Origin of the sequence: Streptacidiphilus sp. MAP12-33, from assembly GCF_041261265.1 — a bacterium.
Lineage (GTDB): Bacteria > Actinomycetota > Actinomycetes > Streptomycetales > Streptomycetaceae > Streptacidiphilus.
This window is the reverse complement of the sequence record NZ_JBGCCA010000016.1, coordinates 1-17,805: the sequence shown is the minus strand read 5'-3', so window position 1 is coordinate 17,805 and position 17,805 is coordinate 1. Positions and strand designations below refer to the sequence as shown.

Below are 17,805 nucleotides of genomic sequence, written 5' to 3'. Positions count from 1 at the left end.
GGCCGGTACAACCGGCCGAAGGTCGGTAGTCAGGCGTTCGACCGGGGGTCGCCGGGGGGGTCGGACGACGGTCGGGAGACGGCCAGGAGACGGCCTGGAGATGGCCAGGGGGCCGGCGGTCAGGCGGCCACGGGGCGAAAGAGCGGGCGCAGCGATCCGTCGTGGGTCTCGGCGACCTCCAGTTGCACGGGGGCGCCCCGCCAGATCCGGTGGGCGGCCGTGGGCGCGAGCCGCGCCTGCATCCGGAAGCCCTCGTCGAGCTCGACCACGGCGGCGCACTCCTGCCAGTCGGCGGGGGCGGCGGTGCGCGGCAGAGCGTGGATACGGCCGTGCCCGCTGCTGCGCTCCCACACGAAGTCGGTCCCGCCGCAGGTCGCACAGAGCAGACTGACCTGGGAGAACCGCGTGGCACACCACTGGCACCGCTGGTAGCGCAGCTCGCCGTGGGCCAGCCCGTCGCGGTAGACCTCGGCCGGATCGGTGGTCGTGACGCCCGCCATCAGTTGCCTCCTCCAACCTTCACGAACGATCGTTAAGCTAGAGGCGAATGGCGCTGCTGTCCAGTGGGCCGGCGGAGCGCGATCCGGGTAGAATCCCCGAACGATCGCTCAGTGATGCAGTGAGGACAGGCTCGATGCGCCCTGCCGGACAGAACGCTCTGCTCGAAGCCGCACGGCAGGAGTTCTCCGAGCGGGGCTTCGGCAGCGCCTCGATCCGGAACATCGCCGCGCGGGCGGGGATGAGCCTCTCCGCGATGTACCACTACTACTCGGGCAAGCAGGAGCTGCTGCACGCGCTCCTGGACGAGGGCATGGACCGGTACTTCGCCTCGGTCGACGCGGAGCTCGAGGCCGTCGGCGGCCAGAGCGCCGACCCCGCCGCCCGCCTCGGCGCGGTGGTCTCCGCGACCACGCGGTTCCGCGCGGAGCACGCGGCGCGCAGCAACATCCTGCTGCTGGAGGAGCGCAGCCTGGAACCGGAGCGGCTGGAGGACTACAGCCGCCGCCAGGCCGAGGCCACGAACCTGTTCCGCGACCCGATAGAGGCCGGCATCGCCTCCGGCGAGTTCCACACGCACTACCCCGACGAGGCGCGCCGCGCGGTCATCGCGATGTGCAACGCCGTCGCCCAGTGGTACCGGCCCGACGGCCCGCTCACGCTCGACGCGCTGGTCGACCGGCACGTCGAGCTGGCGCTCACCCTCATGGAGTACCGGCCGCGCCGCAGCGTCGCCGCGCGCGGCCGGTAGTCGCCCGCTACGGGCTCAGGCCTCGTCGGCCTGCTGCTGCGCCTGCTGCTCGGCCACCTTGGCACGGACCTCGTCCATGTCCACGGCGCGCGACTGGCTGATCACCTCGGCGAGGGCGGGCGCGGGGAGCGCGCCGGGCTGCGCGAAGATCACCGTGCGGTCGCGGATCACCATCAGCGTGGGGATCGACCGGATGTCGAACGCGGCGGCCAGCTCCTGCTGCGCCTCGGTGTCGACCTTGGCGAAGACCACGTCCGGGTTCTCCTCGGCGGCCTTGTCGTAGACGGGCGCGAACTGCCGGCACGGACCGCACCAGGACGCCCAGAAGTCGATCAGAACGAAGTCGTTCTGCTCGACGATTTCGTTGAAGTTGTCCTTGGTCAGCTCAACGGTGGCCATGCCCTGCTCCCTGCTTTCCGGCCGCTTCCCGGCCTGTCCTCAGAACGGAGACGACCCTCACGCTATTCCGGCGAGCCAGTTGCAGCACGCTAGGGGCGCGGGGAACTGCGCGACAAGCCACTGATGAGCAGATGGTCCTCATCGAGCAGGGCCATCCGCACAGGGTGGTTTCTCGCGCAGTTCCCCGCGCCCCTGGAGGCTGCGCCTCCTGGGGTAGTGCGACTAGTCGTCCTCGTTGAGGGTCTCCGGGAGGCCCTTGGCGTCGGTACCGAGGGTGCGGTAGACCGCCGCGAGGAGTTCGTCCACGCGGGCCGGGCTCACCGAGAGGGACTCCGCCACCTCGTGACGGTCGCGGCCCGCGGCCGTCAGCTGCGCGGCGCGCAGCTGCAGCGCGGTGAGGTCTCGGGAGGGCTGCGGACGCAGCCGGTGGGGGCTGACGCCGGCGGCCTTCAGCTCGCGGCGGGCGCGTTCCGCGAGGCCCAGCGCGCCCGAGTCGCGGGCGATGTCCAGGCCCTGCTCCAGGGCCGCCACCGCGTCGCGCAGGCGGCCCTCGCGGCGCAGCGCCGCGCCGTAGTCGACCAGGGCCGAGGCGTGCTCGTAGGCGGCAGGCGACTGCCCGAGCGCCTTGACCGCGCCCTTGAGGAGCTCCAGCTCCTTCTCGGGCTCGGCGACCTGCGCCCACGCGTGCAGGGCGACGCCCTCCGCGGAGTTCGTCCCGGCGCGCAGGGCGCGCGCGCGTACGCGTCGCGGGCGAGCTTGCGGGCCCGTTCCGGGTCGGTGCCGGCCAGCGCCAGGGCGAGCGTGCTGAGCCACGGCGCCCAGACGGGGTGCTCCCAACCGCGCTCGTCGAGCTCGTGGCCGTGCCGCTCCAGCTCGGCCACCGCCTCCTCGGTGCGGCCCTGCGCCAGCAGCAGGCGGGCGACGAGGGTGGGCGCGTCCGGCATGACCGCCGCCGTCGGGTACTGGCCGGGGCGGATGCCGTGGTCCTCGGCGAGCTTGACCGCCTCGTCGATCTCGCCCTTGGCGAGCAGGACGTCGCAGAGCGTGGCGACCACGTCCCACAGCAGCGGGTTGCCGGGGCCGAGCCGCTCGGCCTTGCGCAGCAGTGTCGGGCGCAGCGCCTTCTCCGCGTCGACGAGCTTGCCCTGGCGGAACATCACCAGGGCCTGGAAGAAGTTGGCGAAGCCCAGATGGCCGCCGGACCAGCCCATCATCTCGAACTCGTAGGCCGCGTCCATGAAGAGGCTCCGGGCGCGGTCGAGACGGTCGTTGTAGATGTAGGTGAAGCCGAGCATGACCGGGATCTCGAAGCCGAGCACGGTGTTGGTCCAGCCGAGCCCGTCGACCGGGCGGCCGGCCTCGGTGTTGACGTCGGCCAGGGCCAGGGCGTCGGTGGAGCTCTCGCCGCGCAGGGTGAGGTCCCACGCCAGCAGGACCTGGACGGAGCGGGCCTCCGGGTCGCGGCGGCCGCGCTGCTGCTGGACCAGCTCGGCGAGCTGCCGGGAGGTCTCCCGGCCGTCCGGGTCGTTGCGGCGCAGCAGGCGCCACATGAAGGACGCCGCCTGGAGGCGGGTCCGCGCGGGGCCCTCGGGCATCCGGGCCACCTCGTCGCGGGTCAGCTCGACCGCCTCGGTGACGCGGTTGCTGTGGGTGAGCGCCTGACCGAGCCGGAGCACGGCCTGCAGCCGCCGCTCCGGCTCCAGGCCGGGGATCTCGTCGAGGGCCAGCCTGAGCTGGCGGACGGTGAGCTCCGGGTCGCGCAGCATCACGGCGCAGCCCAGCTCGTAACGGACGTCCGCCACGTCCTCCTCGGCCGGGGGCTCGCGCAGCGCGCGTTCCAGGCAGCGCTTGGCCGCGTCGGGGGCGCCCATGGCGAGGTGCTCGTGGGCGGCCTGCCGCAACTGCTGGACCACGACGGGGTTGTCGTCGGGGTAGAGCTCGATCAGGTGCCGGGAGGCGGCGGCCATGCCGCCCTTGCCGGAGGCGATCACCTCGTCCGCGGCCTTGCTGTGGATGCTGGTCCGCATCGCCGGGAAGGTGATCGACTGGTACACGGCGCTGGCGACCGTCGGGTGCGCGAAGGCGAACTCGTGGCCGGTGCGGCCGAGGATCTGGTCGCCGACGAGCTTGTCGACGGCGGTCTGCGCCTGGTTGAACGGCAGCCCCGCCACCCGGGAGATCAGCTCCACGTCGAAGGAGCTGTCCAGGACGGCGGCGGCGAACGCGGTGCGCTGCACGTCGGTGCCGAGCCGCTCCAGGCGGCGGCCGATGTCGCGGGCACCGCTGAGCGCGGCGAGCGCGCGCAGTTGGTCCTGGTTCTCCTCGACCGGGTCGACCTTCTGCTCGACGAGGCGGTCGATGAGGCTGGTGACGAAGAACGGGTTGCCGTTGGTGATCGACCAGCAGGTGCGGCAGAAGACGTCGTCCGCGTCCTCGCCCAGGCGGCCGCGGACCATCGCCTCGACCGCGTTCGGGGAGAGCTTCTGCAAGTCGACGGTGTGACCGCGGGTGCCGAGGTCGCCGACCTGGCGCAGCAGCACGTCCTCCAGGGCGGGGTCGAGCTCGTCGCCGCGATAGGCGAGGGCGACCAGCATCTGCAAGTGCTGAATCTGGCCGATGTAGCCCGCGAGCCACTGCACCGACTCCGGGTCGGCCCAGTGGAGGTCGTCGACCACGACGAGCAGCGGGCCCTGACGCACCGCCAGCTGGGTCATCACCCAGCTCAGCGCCTCCTGGACACCGGCCGGGTCGGCCGGGTTGCCGGACTGGGCGGGAGTGAGACCGAGGGCGGGCGCCGCGATGTCGTACCAGCCGCCGAACATCGCCCGGCGGTCGTCCTCCTGCATCTGGGCCAGCTTGGGCTGCAGCAGGCTTCGGGCGACGTGGAACGGCGCGCCCTGCAACTGCTCGGTGGCACGGGCGGAGAGCAGGATCTGCGCGTCGCGTTCGGCGCTGGCGGCGTTGCGCAGGCGGTTGAGCAGACTGGTCTTGCCGAAGCCCGCCGCGCCCCGGTAGAGCAGCAGTCCGCCCGGACTGTTGTCGCCCACCGCGGCATCCGCCCGCAGCCGGTCGAGGGCCCTTGCGCCCAGACCGATCAGTTCCTCGCGCTCGTAGAGCTGGTGACGCTCGTCCACGGCTCGCTCCGCTCCTGCCCGTTCTCTGATCCCGCCCCGCCGGTCGCGCCCTCACGAGGGCGCTCCCACTTCGAGGTTAGTCAGCGCGGGGACGCGGCGCCGGTGGAACGGAGGATCCCTTTGTATTGCCCATGACGGATCGCTTTGGCCAACTCTGGTTGATAATTGAGCATATGACCGACCACTATCTAAACAGGATTGATCGGTTCGGCTAGCGTCGTAATCGGTTCGTTCGGGGGGACCACCGAGCCACCGCACCAGGGCAGAGGAGGACGAGCTGATGCACGAGCTCATGCACGGGCCCACGCACACAGACGACGTCATACGCATCCCGGGACCGGTCCGCAGCAACCCGCTGCTGGACACCGCTGCCCGGCACAACCTCCAGTGGCTGCGCGCGCACGGCATGTTGCGCGAGGAACGCGCCCGCCACCTCTACGACCGCTGGTCGATCCCCACCCTCGCGGCGACCAGCTTCCCCGACGCGGACCTCGCCGACCTGTGCCTCGCGGTCGACCAGTGCGCGTTCTACTTCCTCTTCGACGACCAGTTCGACGGCGCGCGTGGTGTGCGGCCGGCCGAGGTCACCCGCATCTGCGAACCTCTGCTCACCACCCTGCACACCGGTCGCGCGCCGGAGGACCCCTCCCCCGTGGAGTCCGCCTTCGCCGACCTGTGGCGGCGCGGCAGCCAGGGCATGTCCGCCCGCTGGCGGGCCCGGGCGGCCCACCACTGGGAGGGCTACTTCATGGCCCACCCCAGCGAGGCTCTGGGCCGCGCGGGCGGCGGCACCTCCCCCGACCGCAGCGCCTACCTGGTGCTGCGCCGCGGTGCGTCCGGCGTCGACACCGTCCTGGACCTGGCCGAACGCATCCTCGGCGAGGTGCCGGCGGCCGCCTTCCACAACCCGCAGCTGACCCTGATGCGCTCGCTCGCCGGGGACGCCCCCGCGGTCAACAACGACGTCTACTCCTACGCCAAGGAGGCTCCGCGCGGGGACGTCTACAACCTCGCGGTCATCGCCCAGCGCGAGCAGGGCCTGTCCCGCGAGGCGGCGTTCGCACAGGTGCGCGGCGAGGCGCAGGCCATGGTGGACGAGTTCTTCCGCCTGGCCGGGCTGATCCCGGGGATCTGCGTCTCCCTCGGCCTCGGCCGCGACGAGGGCGCGGCGGTCCTGCGCTACGTCGACGGCATGGGCGACTGGATGCGCGGCTACTTCTCCTGGGAGGCGAGCACCCTCCGCTACCGCCCCGAAGGGGCGCTCCCGGTGGACCAGCCGAACTACGTCGAAGAGCTCCTTTAGGGCGCAGGCTCCGTTGCACTCCCCAGGGACGCGGGGCTCTGGAGAGTGCGGCTTCCCTGAGTGCTAGCGTGCGCGCATGCACGCATCGCGCCAGTCGGCGTTATCAGTTGACGCTCCGTCCGACACCGCAGAGCCTGCCGGAGTGCGGCCCCTGCCACCCGTGTTCCCACCGGTCATGCCGCCCCGCCAACCGGGTGCCGGGGTGCCCGCGGCACTGAGGCGGCTGCTGCGGGCTACCTCTCGCGGCTGAGGGGTGGGTGGTACCGCGGTACCACCCACCGTCGGGGAACGGTCCCCGCGTGCCGGGTCCGGCGAAGGACACCGCCCCTAGCGTGTCGTGTGTGATCGAACTCCAGCATCTGGTCAAGCGGTACGGCGACAAGACCGCCGTCGACGACCTGCACTTCACCGTCAAGCCCGGCGTGGTGACCGGCTTCCTCGGCCCCAACGGGGCCGGCAAGTCCACCACCATGCGCATGATCGTCGGCCTGGACGCGCCCACCAGCGGCAGCGTCACCGTGAACGGCAAGCACTACGCCCAGCACGCCTCGCCCCTCCAGGAGGTCGGCGCGCTGCTGGAGGCCCGTTCCATCCACCCCGGGCGCTCCGCCTACAACCACCTGCTCGCGCTCGCGCTGACCCACGGCATCCCGCGCCGCCGGGTCGACGAGGTCATCGAGCTGACCGGTCTGGGCAAGGTGGCCAAGAAGCGCGCCGGAGCGTTCTCGCTCGGCATGGGCCAGCGTCTCGGCATCGCGGCCGCGCTCCTCGGCGACCCGCAGACGATCATGCTGGACGAGCCGGTCAACGGCCTCGACCCGGAGGGCGTGCTGTGGATCCGCACGCTCCTGACCGATCTCGCCGCCCAGGGCCGCACCGTCTTCGTCTCCTCGCACCTGATGAGCGAGATGGCGCTGACCGCGACCAACCTGGTCATCATCGGCCGCGGTCGCCTGCTCGCCGACACCACCGTCGCGGACTTCATCGAGCAGGCCGGCGGCGACAGCGTCAAGGTCGTCTCCTCCGACGCCTCGCGCCTGCGCGAGCTGCTGCTCGGCCCGGACGTCACCGTCACCGGCGAGGCCGGGTCCGAGACGCTCGCCGTCTCCGGCCGAAGCGCCCGCGCGATCGGCCAGACGGCCGCCGACGCCGGCATCGCCGTCTTCGAACTGACCCCGCAGGCGGTCTCCCTGGAGGAGGCGTTCATGACGCTGACCGGGGACACCGTCGAGTACCGCAGCAACGCCGGCACCGCGACGGACAGCGCCGCGTCGGAAGGGAGCGTGGCCGCATGAGCGCCACTCTGACCGCGACCCCCGGGAGCGTCGCCGCCCCCGCGCCGAAGGCCGCCTACAAGGTGGGCTTCGGGCGCGTGGTGCGCAGCGAGTGGTCGAAGTTCCTCTCGCTGCGCTCGACCTGGATCACGCTCGGCATCGCCGTCCTGTTCCTGGTCGGCATCGGCGTCATGTCGGCCTACCGCTACGACCCGACGGCCCTGCGCGGGCCCAGCGCCGACGCGCACGACGCCGTGACGCTCGCGCTGCGCAGCACCGAGCTGGCCCAGCTGGCTCTCGGCGTGCTGGGCGTGCTGGCCACGGCCGGCGAGTACACCACCGGCCTGATCCGCTCCACCCTGACCGCCGTGCCCAAGCGCTGGCCGGTGCTGGCCGCCAAGGTGCTGGTCTACTTCGGCGTCGTCATCGTGCTGGCCACCGCGGGCGCGTTCGCCTCGTTCCTGGGCGGTGAGCCGTTCCTGCACGGCAAGCCCATCGCGCTGACCCTCGCCTCCTCGGGTGTGCTGCGCTGCCTGTTCGGCGCGGGCCTGTACCTGGCGCTGATCGTGGTGCTCGGCGCGGCGCTCGGCATGCTGGTCCGTTCGGTCGCCGGCGGCATCTCGCTGCTGGTGGTCCTGCTGATGCTGCTGCCGGTCTTCCTGGACATCCTGCCCAGCGCCTGGAAGCCGGACGTCTCCCCGTACCTGCCGGGCCTGGAGGGCGGCGCGGGCGGGTCGATCATCGCCCTGCACACCGAGCCGGGCACCCTCAGCCCGGGGGCCGGCCTGGCCGTCCTGTGCGCGTGGGTGGCGGCGGCACTGATCGGCGCGGCGTACCGTTTGCTGCGTTCCGACAGCTAGCAGCGAGCAACAGGCAGTTCTCCGGATGAGCGGCACGAACCCGACGCCCGACCCCCTGTGGGCCCACCTCGCGGACCACCCCCTGGCCCGCGGCTGGCTCCGCGCGCGCTCGGCGGACCGCGCGCACCCCCAGGTGCTGGACTCGCTCATCGCGCTGTTCGTGCTGCTCATCGGGCTCGCCGACCTGTTCCACGACGGCGAGCACCGGACCCTCTTCGGGCTGAACTCCGCTCCGGCGTGGGTGATCGCCCTGACCGCCGCCGCGCAGGCGCTGCCGCTCGCGTGGCGGCGCCGCGCGCCGCTCACCGTGTTCTGGACGGTGCTGGGCGTGTGCGGCTTCCAGTGGGCGATCGGCGTCGCGCTGCGCAGCGACATCAGCCTGATGATCGCCCTGTACGGGGTCGCCCGGTACGCGCCGCCGCGTCGGCTCTCGTGGGTGGCGGCGGCCGTGCTGCCGTGCATCGCGGTGCTGGCGTGGCGGGTCGAACCGCTGGCCCGCCGGCCCTGGACGGGCCTCTTCTTCGTCGCCTGCGCGGCCACCGCCGCCGCCGCGCTGGGACTTGCCGCGCGGATCCGGCAGGGCCAGCTCGCCGCGCTCGCGGACCGGGCCGCGACGCTGGAGGTCGAGCGCGAGCAGCGTGAGCGCCTCGCGACGGCCGACGAGCGCGCCCGGGTCTCTCGCGAGCTCCACGACATCGTCGGCCACTCGCTGGCCGTCATCATCGGCCTCGCTGACGGCGGCGCCGCCCAGGCGGAGCTGCGCCCCGAGCGCGGGCCCGAGGTGCTGCGGATCATCGCCGAGACGGGTCGCGAGTCGCTGGGCGAGCTGCGGCGCACGCTCGGCGCGCTGCGGGCGGAGGTGCCGGAGTCGCCGGAGGGGCCGGGCGACGGCGCCGCACACGTCCCGGCGGTCCAGCTGGGCGTCGAGCTCCATCCCCAGCCCGGAACGGCTGACCTCGGCGCGCTGTGCGAGCGGCTGCGCGCGGCCGGCCCGACCGTCACCTACACCGCCTCCGGCCATACCGCCGCGCTCCCTCCCGGCCTACAGCTGGCCGTGTACCGGATCGTCCAGGAGGCGTTGACCAACAGCCTCAAGCACGCCGGTCCGCACACCGACGTCCGTGTCTCGGTGGCGGCGGACGTCCGCGCCGGGGAGGTGCGGGTCCGCGTCGACGACAGCGGCGGCGGAGAGGCGTCCGTCCACCCGGCGCCCGGCGGCCAGGGGCACGGGTTGATCGGGCTGCGTGAACGCGCGGCGCTGGCCGGGGGCGGCGTCACGGCGGGACCGCGACCCGGCGGCGGCTGGTCGGTCGCCGCGACGCTGCCGCTTCCCGATGTGCGAGCAGAAGGCGAGAACGACCGGTGACGACGGTGCTGATCGTGGACGACCAGCCGCTGCAACGGCTCGGCTTCCGCATGCTGCTGGAGAGCAGCCCCGAGACCTCCGTCGTCGGGGAGGCGGGCCACGGCGCGGAGGCCGTCCGGCTGACGGCCGAGCTGCGGCCGGACGTGGTGCTGATGGACATCCGCATGCCCGGCATGGACGGCATCGAGGCGACCCGCCGGATCGTCGCCGCCGGCGATCGCTCCCGGGTGCTCGTGCTCACCACCTTCGACCTCGACGAGTACGCCTACGGCGCGCTGCGGGCGGGCGCGAGCGGCTTCCTGCTCAAGGACGCCCGTCCCGACGAGCTCCTCTCCGGCATCCGCGCGGTCGCGGCGGGCGACGCGGTCGTCGCCCCGGCCATGACCCGCCGCCTCCTGGACGCCTTCACCTCCGGCGTCCCCGCCCGCGAGCCCGACACCGACCCGCGCATCGCGCTGCTGTCGACGCGGGAGCGGGAGGTCCTCGAGGCGGTGGCGCAGGGTCTGACGAACAGCGAGATCGCGACGCGTCTGGTGCTCTCGGAGTCCACCGTGAAGACGCACGTCAGCCGCGTCCTCTCCAAACTGGGCGCCCGCGACCGCGTCCAGGCGGTGATCATCGCCTACGACGCGGGCCTGGCCCGCCCGTCGTAGGCGGGTTGGGGTGCAACGGGTCGTCGCTCTCGGCGCCGGGGTGAACGATCTCGACGGCGCACTGACCGTCGCGGAGCACCTGACCGAGCGGCTGCTGCTGCGCGGTCGCGCCGCCGCACGTGTCGTGACGCGTCGCAAGGCGCCCCCGCCCCCGAGTTCGGTTGACGTGGGGAAAGCGCGTCAAGCCGGCACACGCGACCGACACCTCCTGAGGTGCCCGACCAGCGCTCCCCCCGGGCGCGACTACCTCGGGTCGAGCAGGAGGTGGATGTCGTGCGCCGCCGTGAACGCGCAGAGCGCGCTGGTGGCGAGGAGGAGGCCCGTCGACAGGACCGGGAGCCACGGGACACCCCAGGGCAGTGCCCAGGGCAGCCCGCGGTGGGAGCGCAGTGGCGGGGCCAGCAGCGCGGCCACACGCCGGGGCACCGGGCCTGCGCGGCGCACACCCCCGCCGATGCCGAGCGCCGTCGCCGGGTTGCGGAGCGGTGCGTGCTTCGCCGCGAGCGCGGCCTTGCCGACGGCCTGCGCCGCACGGCGCCGATCGCCGCAGGCCGTGGCTGCGGACTCGTCCGCCCAGCGTTCGACGGTGTAGGCCACGGCCGCGCCCACCGGGCGCAGCAGCGGGTTGGCCGCCGCGGCCAGGTGCGCGGCGGCGACGAAGGCGTAGTGGTGGGCCCGGAGGTGGGTGCGCTCGTGGGCGATCAGCACCTCCCGCTCGTGCTCGTCGAGCGCGGCCAGCATCCCGGAGGAGACTACGATCCGGCCGGGACGGCCGGGGTGCCCCGGGAGGGCGTACGCCTCGGGGGCCGGGTCGTCGACGACGACGTACTCCCCCGCACCGGGCAGGCACGCCGCCTCGAACCCGGCGGCGACCAGCGCGCGGACCCTGCGCCGGGCCAGCCGCAGCGCGGTGACCAGCACGACGGCCAGCACCACCGCCGCCAGGACCGCCTCCACCTTGGAGACGGGATCGGCCTGTCGGACCGCGCTGAGCGACCAGTGGCCGAAGAACGCCGCCAGCGGCACCCGGATCAGCCCGGCCAGGACCAGGACGCCGAGCGCGATCGTGCTGCCGGCCGCGAGCACGACCGCGGAGCCGGCCAGCAGCCAGGTGGCGACGCGCGGTTCGAGCCGGTCGGCGAGGCGTGGCGCGGCCAGGCCCAGCAGGCCGGGCAGGACCAGCGGCAGGTAGAAGAAGAGGTGCAGCGCGTCCAGGCTGTCCAGGCTGTGGGTGAGGTGCGGCATGTTCGGCGTCCCCTCAGTCCTGCCGGGGCGGGAGCCCGGAGGCCAGCAGGCCGCGCAGGATCTCCTCGTCGCCGAGGGTGAGGTCGCCGACGAAGCGGGCGAGGACGGCCTGGCGGTCCGGGTCCGCGTCCAGGACCTGACGCATCCGACGGGCGGTCAGGCCGTGCCGGTCGGTGACCGGGCTGTAGGCGAAGGCACGGCCCTGCTTGACCCGGCTGAGCAGGCCCTTGTCGTGCATCCGGGTCAGCACGGTGACGACGGTGCTGTAGGCGAGGGTGCCGCCGAGGCGTTCCAGGACGTGGCCGGGGGTGAGCGCCTCGGGCGCGGCGGACTGGAGCAGCTCCAGGACCTCCGCCTCCAGCGCGCCCATCTGCCGCCTCTCGTTCATCTTCCGGCCATCTTCCCTTCACCTGCTACGGTCCTGTAGAACTTCGTGCAGCCAGAGTCTGCCACGGCCTGCCCACGGACACCACGGACACCACGGACACGAGAGAGCCCGCATCCCCATGCACCAGTACCTGGCCTTCGACGGCTCCGGCATCGACGGCGGCCTCTTCGGCACGATCACCGGCATCGCCCGGGACACGAAGTGGCTGAACACCCCGATGCACCTGTGGACCAACGCCGGCCTGGTGGTCTTCGCCGTGCTCATGGTGCTCGGCTTCCTGCGCGCCCGCCGCCGGGACACCGCAGCGATGACGCTGGCGCTGGCCGCACCCGTCGCCGTGGTGGGGGCCTTCGCCGTGGCCGAGGTGGCGAAGAAGCTGGTGGCCGAGGTCCGGCCGTGCTACTCCGTGCCGCACGCCTACTTCGTCGACGCCTGCCCGGTCCGCACCGACTACGCCTTCCCGAGCGGCCACACCACCACGGCCGCCGCCACCGTCGCGGCGCTGTGGCTGCTGGACCGGCAGCTGGCGAAGATCGCGATCGGCTTCGCGCTGCTGGAGGGCTTCAGCCGGGTCTACCTCGGCGACCACTACCCGCACGACGTGCTCGGCGCCGTCGTCCTCGCGGTACCGGTGGCCTACCTGGTCAGCAAGGTGCTCGGCCGGGTGGCGCAGCCGGGGGTGGCCCGACTGCGAACCGGTGCGCTGGAGGGGCTGCTGACCACGCGTCGCGGCGCCCACGCCGCCCGCTGAGAACGACAGACGGGCGCCCGGGAACCATGGCGGGGGGTTCACGCGTATCCCCCTTGGCCGGTACCCGCGTTTCCTGACGGACCGGCGTGCAACGTTCGGCCTTGGGAGTTTCAGTGACCTGCTTCTTCGACCCCTCGCACGGCTACGGCGCGGTCAACGTGGTCTGGCAGCCGCAGTGGGGTGTCCCGCGTCCGGTGCAGACCTGCCAGTCCTGCGCCCAGCGCATCCAGACCACGCCCCCGCCGTTCTACACGCCGCCGCAGGCCGCCGGTTACCCGCAGCAGGGCGGCTACGTCCCCGGCGGCTACCCGCAGCAGGGCTACGCCCAGCCCGGCTACGCGGAGCCGGGCTACCCCCAGCAGGGCTACGGGCAGCCCGGCTACCCGCAGCAGCCCCGCCAGGGCCACAGCACCGGCGCCGTGGTCGGCGCCGGTGTCGCGGGCCTGATCGGCGGCGCGCTCATCGGCGAGATGCTGAGCGACGACGACGGCGACCGCGAGCGCCGCGAGGGCTTCGAGGAGGGGCGCGAGTACGAGGAGCGCCGCGACTTCGACAACGGCGGCTTCGGCGGCGGCAACGACTTCGGCGGCGGCTTCGACAACGGGGACGACGGCGACTTCTTCTGATCGCCCTCCGCCCACCCGGAACGGGAACGGGCCCCGATCGTCCGACGATCGGGGCCCGTTCCCGTTCCGTTGTTCACCTCCGGGTCACGAGGCGTAGTAGCCCTCCAGGTCGGCCGTGACCTGGACCGTGCCGGACGAGCCGTTGTAGAGGTCGACCACGCCGTTCACCACCGGCACGACCACCTGCGCGGTCGTGGTCCGGCCTGCCGCGAACGGCGCCATGGCCCCCGTGCCGAGGAGCTGCCCGTCCGGCAGTACCGTCAGCGCACCGCCAGACCTGGCACCGGTGACCGTCACGCTGAGCACCACCGCTGTGACCGTGCCGGGGCAGCCCGGCAGGTTGCTGACGTTGAGCAGCGCTGCGGCGTGCGGCAGGACCGACTCCCCCGAACCACCCAGGCCCGTACGCGTGTCGAGCACGTGGACGGGGCCGGCGCCGACGAAGGACGAACCGGTGGACGCGTAGTAACCCACCACGTCGGCGGTCAGGCCGACCGTACCGGTCGACCCGTTGTACAGGTCGATCCTGCCGTTGACGACCGGAACGGTGACCAGGCCCGAGGTCGACACCCCCGCGGTGAACGAGAGCTGCGTGACGTTCGGCCGACGGGCCCCGTAGCCGAAGGCGGTCAGGGCCCCGGCCCGCGTGGGCGCCAGCGCGGTGAGGTTCAGCACGACGGCGCTGACACCGCTGCGGGGAACGCCGCCGCGACCGTCGACGGTGACCGGCACCGTCCGGCCCGCGCCGACGCGTGCCTTCGGAGCGCCGAGTCCCGTCCAGGTGTTGAGGATCCGGGCCGACCCGACCGGGTTGAACCCGGCGTGGGTCCCGACGCCGGTGACGTACCCGGCCAGGTCGGCGGTGAGGTCGAGGTCACCGCTCGAGTCGTTGGCCAGGTCCACCCGGCCGTTGACGACCGGAACGGTGACCTCGGACGTGGCCGTCTGACCGGCACCGAAGGAGACGTCGGTGACGGACGGGCGGGCCGTGCCGTCCGGGTAGACCGTCACCGCGCCGGACCTGGTCGGACCGACCGCCGTGACGGACAGGACGACCGCGGTGACCCCCTTGGTGGGCACCTTCGCCGCACCGCCCAGCACCTGCAGCCGGACGGAACGCCCGGGCAGCACGTGGGCCTTCGGCGCGCCGAGCCCGGTGCGGGTGTCGAGCACCCGCGTCGGGCCGAGCGGAACAAGGGTGCCGCTCTGCGGCGCGGCCGGACCGGCGGTCACCCGGTACGCGCCCGGCAGGTAACCCGTGGACGGAGTGCCGACGCTGTAGCCGTAGCCGTCCTCGACGACGTCATAGGTGCCGGGAGCGATGGCTCGGGTGTCGAGCCGCACCGTCAGCGCGGTGGCGTCCGCACTGAGCGAGACCGGGTACGTGATCGCGTAGTTGGCGGCGTTCATGCCGTTCTGGGCCAGGTCGATCCGCGTCGCGAGCGTCAGGTTGGTGCCGTGCACGACGACGAGGTTCAGACTGCCCGAGGGGCCGGCGGCGGGCGAGATCCCGGTGACCACAGCGGGCGGCGGGGTCGACGAGCACTCCTGGCTGCACACACCCTGGACGGAGAACGACAGCGGCAGCGGCGCCTGGTACGGGTTGACCAGCATCAGGTCCTGCCCGGCCGGGTCCGACGAGGGGATCAGGCAGCCGGAGCCGGAGCCGCCGAACACGTTGCACAGACCCATCGAGATCGGCCAGTTGCCCCAGTGGGCCGCGGACTCCATGCCGAACTCGGGTGTGCCGCCGTTCGACGGGGCGGTCGTGTCGAGCCAGAACTCCTCGTTCGGCTGGACCGTCACCACCGCGCAGTAGCCTGCGGCGGACTCCGACATCGACACCGTGAACGGCTTCCACCCCGTGGCGCCGTTCAACTGGTGGGCGGTGCACTGCGGGGCCCAGCCTGCGGCGGTGCCCACCCTCCAGGTGTCGACGCGCGCGGTGATCGCGACGCCCTGGTAGCCCGCGGCCACCACCAGCACCTGGTAGGAGGTCGAGCCCGTCACCTTGCACGACGGGCCGGACTGCCAGCAGACGATGGCGCCGTTCTGGTCGGCGACCTGAAGTACGGCTCCGGCCTGCCCCGGCGCGAGCGCCCGGACGCCGAAGGCGTACTTGTCCGCCGTGGCACCGGTCACCCGCAGACAGCGGGCGTCGAGCGCGGACGTGAGCAGCAGCGTCGTGGACGGCCCACCAGGGACGAGGGACGCGGGCGTCGCACAGGACGCCGTACGCGAGACGTCACGGCGGACCAGGTGGTAGGTGTCTCCCTTGGGAGCGACCGTGATCACCAGCGCGGTGTAGGCGACGCCTGTCCGGTAGCTGCAGACACTGGCGCTGTTGCCGACACAGACCTGGGTGCCCGTGGGGTCGTTGACGTACGTCGCCCCGTCGACCACGTTGGCGTTGTTCACGTAGTCGATCATCTCGCCGGTCGAGTGCTGCTTGGCCGGGATCGCGAGGCAGGCGACGTCCGAGGAGGGGGTCAGCGTGACCGTCGCACCCCAGGAGCCCCCGAAGCCGGACTGGGGCCAGACGCCGCAGCCCGCCTGCGAGTCGGTGCGCTGGGACAGCAGCCGGTAGCCGCCCTTCGGCGCCTGCCCGAAGAGGATCACCCGGAACGGGGCGGTGCCGGACAGGGCGCAGGTGGCGTAGGTGAACGAGGCGTTCGGGCACTGCTGGGCGCCGGTCGCGTCGACGATCTGGGCCTGCGGCGCCGAACCGTCGGCCGTGGGCTGGTCGAAGACGTAGTCGGCCTTGCCCGAGGCGGTGGGCAGGGTCCGGCAGATCTCCTCGCCGACGCCGGTGAACGTGCCGGTCGCGGGGCCGGCGGAGAAGCCGGTGTCCGTGGTCGCGGTGCAGCCGCGGCTCTCGTTCGCGGCGATGAAGACCAGCGCGAAGTGGGCGACGGAGCCGAGCCACGGGCTGGCGACGAACTCGTAGGTCCCGGCAGTCAGCCGGCAGGTGGGCCCGGAGTTGGCGCAGGCCACGGAGCCGTCGGCGGCGTACAGCGTTCCGGCGAGCCCGCTCTGGTCGAGGCTCGCCGCGTACACCTGGTACTGGCCGGCCGTGGCGACCTGCAGCGTGCGGCAACGGTCGGTCGAGCTGCCGTCCGGGTCCGAGCCGTAGGTCCCCTGCTCGGCGGCCAGACAGCCCTGCGGCTGGGTGATGTCGTTCAGTTGCAGAGCATAGGGGTCGGCGTTGCCGTACTCGTCGTCGGCCAGGACACGGTAGGGGGCGGTGCCGGTGAGCGGGCAGTCACCCGTGTCGTCGAAGCAGACCTGCGTTCCGGTCGCGTCGTAGACCGTGATGAGCAGGTTCTGGCCGGTGGCCGAGAACGAGTTGGCGTGCAGCACGTGCCCTGACGGCATGGCCAGGCTGTAGCAGGCACCCGCGGCACCGGCGGCCAGGCTGCCCTGGAGGGTCGGCGTCGAGAACGACGGGTCCGCGACCGTGCACCCCGCGTCGGAAAGCAGCGGCAGGTAGGACAAGGTGTAGGCGCCACCGCCGTTCTGCACCTGCACGGTGTAGGTGCCGGTCTGGCCGGTGTGGCACTGCGGAAGCTGGAACCAGCTGGACGCCTGGCAGTTGAGCGCCGTGCCGTCCGGGGCGGTGACCGTGGTCGCCAGTGCCGTGCCCCCGGTGCCCTGTGCCCGGATCAGCAGCAGGTCCGGAGCCTGGCTCAGAGTCAGCGTGTAGCTGTCCGTGCCGGTGGCCGAGGGGGTCGTGCAGGAGTACACGGTGTCGGGGGTCACGGCACCGGAGCAGACGCTCGCCGACGTACGGGCGTGGGCAAGGGCGGCGCGCACCGCAGCCACACGCTCACGCGCCGACGCACCCGTGCTCGGACGAGCGGGGAGGTGCGTCCTGGCCGGCGGCACCGGCTTGGTCAGGAGCGTGACGGGCACGCGCGGCTTGGGCAGCGTGAGCGGCTTGGCCGAGGGGCGCTTGGCCGAGGGGCTCTTGGCCGAGGGGCTCTTGGCCGAGGCCGGCGCCGCCTTCGCCACCGGGGACGCCTGTCCGGCCACCCCGGTGGCGGCGCTCGCCATGGTGGTCTGCCCGAGGAGAGCGAGCACCATGGCCAGCAGGAGGACCACGATCCCGCCGGGCCGCACACCGCCCGGCGCGGATATCCCCCGATTCCCTGGTGTTTCTCTCGGTCTGCCTGAATTGCTCGCGCGCATTTCATCCCCATTCGCGTGACCAGTGACGCTCCTGCCGGAGCTTCACGGAGCAGCCAGGGATAATAGCGCGCCAATTCGCACGCGAGACAATCGATTTCATCGGAGCATTCAGGCGTGGACCGTCCACGCGTCGGAGCCGGTCAGCAGGGCCGACAGATCGCCCTGGCCGCGCTCGTCGACGGCCTGCTGCACCTGTGCGTTGAGCTGGTGGTCGTACGCCGGCCGCTCGACGGCGCGCAGGACGCCGATGGGGGTGGGTTCGTTCAGCCGGGAGAGGGCGAAGGCGCGGGTGGGGTCGGGGTCGGTGACGTCGTGGACGATCTCGGGGCCGTCGGCGGTGAGGCGGTAGGGCCGGCCGTGTTCCAGGCG

Annotated in this window: 15 protein-coding genes and 1 pseudogene; 8 read left to right on the top strand and 8 right to left on the bottom strand. The window is 72.8% G+C overall.

Annotated features, from left to right (window positions below; translation table 11 throughout):
- Window positions 1-119: 119 nt before the first annotated feature.
- Window positions 120-500: a Zn-ribbon domain-containing OB-fold protein gene (locus ABH931_RS17430; RefSeq protein WP_370114175.1), complete on the bottom strand. Its 381-nt coding sequence runs from the start codon at window positions 498-500 to the stop codon at window positions 120-122.
- 134 nt (window positions 501-634) lie between these two features.
- On the opposite strand from ABH931_RS17430, the gene ABH931_RS17425 reads away from it, so the two are divergent.
- Window positions 635-1,249 (top strand): TetR/AcrR family transcriptional regulator, encoded by a 615-nt coding sequence (locus tag ABH931_RS17425; RefSeq protein ID WP_370114173.1) that lies wholly within the window; start codon window positions 635-637, stop codon window positions 1,247-1,249.
- Window positions 1,250-1,264: 15 nt separating this feature from the next.
- Here ABH931_RS17425 and trxA read toward each other — a convergent pair whose 3' ends face one another.
- From trxA to ABH931_RS17410, 3 genes are all read right to left on the bottom strand, one after another.
- Entirely contained in the window at window positions 1,265-1,648 is a 384-nt protein-coding gene (gene trxA / locus ABH931_RS17420; RefSeq protein ID WP_370114171.1) for a thioredoxin, read from the bottom strand.
- Between the two features lie 222 nt (window positions 1,649-1,870).
- Window positions 1,871-2,179: a hypothetical protein gene (locus ABH931_RS17415; RefSeq protein ID WP_370114169.1), complete on the bottom strand. Its 309-nt coding sequence runs from the start codon at window positions 2,177-2,179 to the stop codon at window positions 1,871-1,873.
- Window positions 2,098-4,782: an AAA family ATPase gene (locus tag ABH931_RS17410; RefSeq protein ID WP_370114167.1), complete on the bottom strand. Its 2,685-nt coding sequence runs from the start codon at window positions 4,780-4,782 to the stop codon at window positions 2,098-2,100. Before ABH931_RS17410 ends, ABH931_RS17415 begins: the two co-directional genes overlap by 82 nt.
- 280 nt (window positions 4,783-5,062) lie before the next feature.
- Between ABH931_RS17410 and ABH931_RS17405 the strand changes: the two genes are divergently transcribed.
- The 5 genes from ABH931_RS17405 to ABH931_RS17385 all read left to right on the top strand — a co-directional run bounded on the left by ABH931_RS17405 (window position 5,063) and on the right by ABH931_RS17385 (window position 10,238).
- Window positions 5,063-6,085 (top strand): terpene cyclase, encoded by a 1,023-nt coding sequence (locus tag ABH931_RS17405; RefSeq protein WP_370114165.1) that lies wholly within the window; start codon window positions 5,063-5,065, stop codon window positions 6,083-6,085.
- Window positions 6,086-6,426: 341 nt separating this feature from the next.
- Window positions 6,427-7,380 (top strand): ABC transporter ATP-binding protein, encoded by a 954-nt coding sequence (locus ABH931_RS17400; protein WP_370114163.1) that lies wholly within the window; start codon window positions 6,427-6,429, stop codon window positions 7,378-7,380.
- A complete protein-coding gene (locus ABH931_RS17395; RefSeq protein ID WP_370114161.1) occupies window positions 7,377-8,219 on the top strand; it encodes an ABC transporter permease in 843 nt (280 codons plus the stop codon). The genes ABH931_RS17400 and ABH931_RS17395 overlap by 4 nt, the downstream gene beginning before the upstream one ends.
- A 25-nt stretch (window positions 8,220-8,244) precedes the next feature.
- On the top strand, window positions 8,245-9,585 hold the full coding sequence (locus ABH931_RS17390) for a sensor histidine kinase (protein ID WP_370114159.1): 1,341 nt from the start codon (window positions 8,245-8,247) through the stop codon (window positions 9,583-9,585).
- Window positions 9,582-10,238: a response regulator gene (locus ABH931_RS17385; protein ID WP_370114157.1), complete on the top strand. Its 657-nt coding sequence runs from the start codon at window positions 9,582-9,584 to the stop codon at window positions 10,236-10,238. Before ABH931_RS17390 ends, ABH931_RS17385 begins: the two co-directional genes overlap by 4 nt.
- A 243-nt stretch (window positions 10,239-10,481) precedes the next feature.
- On the opposite strand, the gene ABH931_RS17380 is transcribed toward ABH931_RS17385, so the two are convergent.
- Both ABH931_RS17380 and ABH931_RS17375 read right to left on the bottom strand, forming a co-directional pair.
- The gene (locus ABH931_RS17380; RefSeq protein WP_370114155.1) at window positions 10,482-11,483 is read right to left on the bottom strand and encodes a M56 family metallopeptidase; all 1,002 of its coding nucleotides are present in this window, start codon (window positions 11,481-11,483) and stop codon (window positions 10,482-10,484) included.
- Between the two features lie 13 nt (window positions 11,484-11,496).
- Window positions 11,497-11,871: a BlaI/MecI/CopY family transcriptional regulator gene (locus ABH931_RS17375; RefSeq protein ID WP_370114154.1), complete on the bottom strand. Its 375-nt coding sequence runs from the start codon at window positions 11,869-11,871 to the stop codon at window positions 11,497-11,499.
- Between the two features lie 118 nt (window positions 11,872-11,989).
- On the opposite strand from ABH931_RS17375, the gene ABH931_RS17370 reads away from it, so the two are divergent.
- Together ABH931_RS17370 and ABH931_RS17365 are read left to right on the top strand one after the other, a co-directional pair.
- Complete coding sequence (locus tag ABH931_RS17370; protein WP_370114152.1) at window positions 11,990-12,622, top strand: phosphatase PAP2 family protein; 633 nt, start codon at window positions 11,990-11,992, stop codon at window positions 12,620-12,622.
- Window positions 12,623-12,723: 101 nt separating this feature from the next.
- A complete protein-coding gene (locus ABH931_RS17365; protein ID WP_370114150.1) occupies window positions 12,724-13,248 on the top strand; it encodes a hypothetical protein in 525 nt (174 codons plus the stop codon).
- A gap of 84 nt (window positions 13,249-13,332) precedes the next feature.
- Here ABH931_RS17365 and ABH931_RS17360 read toward each other — a convergent pair whose 3' ends face one another.
- Entirely contained in the window at window positions 13,333-17,331 is a 3,999-nt protein-coding gene (locus tag ABH931_RS17360; protein ID WP_370114148.1) for a hypothetical protein, read from the bottom strand.
- A 213-nt stretch (window positions 17,332-17,544) separates the two neighbouring features.
- A pseudogene (locus ABH931_RS17355) lies at window positions 17,545-17,805 on the bottom strand (2-oxoacid:ferredoxin oxidoreductase subunit beta); the annotation flags it as partial.

Coding starts and splice junctions, on each gene's coding strand:
- ABH931_RS17430 (WP_370114175.1), bottom strand. CDS start 500: ATGGCGGGCGTCACGACCACCGATCCGGCCGAGGTCTACCGCGACGGG.
- ABH931_RS17425 (WP_370114173.1), top strand. CDS start 635: ATGCGCCCTGCCGGACAGAACGCTCTGCTCGAAGCCGCACGGCAGGAG.
- trxA (WP_370114171.1), bottom strand. CDS start 1,648: ATGGCCACCGTTGAGCTGACCAAGGACAACTTCAACGAAATCGTCGAG.
- ABH931_RS17405 (WP_370114165.1), top strand. CDS start 5,063: ATGCACGAGCTCATGCACGGGCCCACGCACACAGACGACGTCATACGC.
- ABH931_RS17395 (WP_370114161.1), top strand. CDS start 7,377: ATGAGCGCCACTCTGACCGCGACCCCCGGGAGCGTCGCCGCCCCCGCG.
- ABH931_RS17390 (WP_370114159.1), top strand. CDS start 8,245: ATGAGCGGCACGAACCCGACGCCCGACCCCCTGTGGGCCCACCTCGCG.
- ABH931_RS17380 (WP_370114155.1), bottom strand. CDS start 11,483: ATGCCGCACCTCACCCACAGCCTGGACAGCCTGGACGCGCTGCACCTC.
- ABH931_RS17375 (WP_370114154.1), bottom strand. CDS start 11,871: ATGAACGAGAGGCGGCAGATGGGCGCGCTGGAGGCGGAGGTCCTGGAG.
- ABH931_RS17370 (WP_370114152.1), top strand. CDS start 11,990: ATGCACCAGTACCTGGCCTTCGACGGCTCCGGCATCGACGGCGGCCTC.
- ABH931_RS17360 (WP_370114148.1), bottom strand. CDS start 17,331: ATGGTGCTCGCTCTCCTCGGGCAGACCACCATGGCGAGCGCCGCCACC.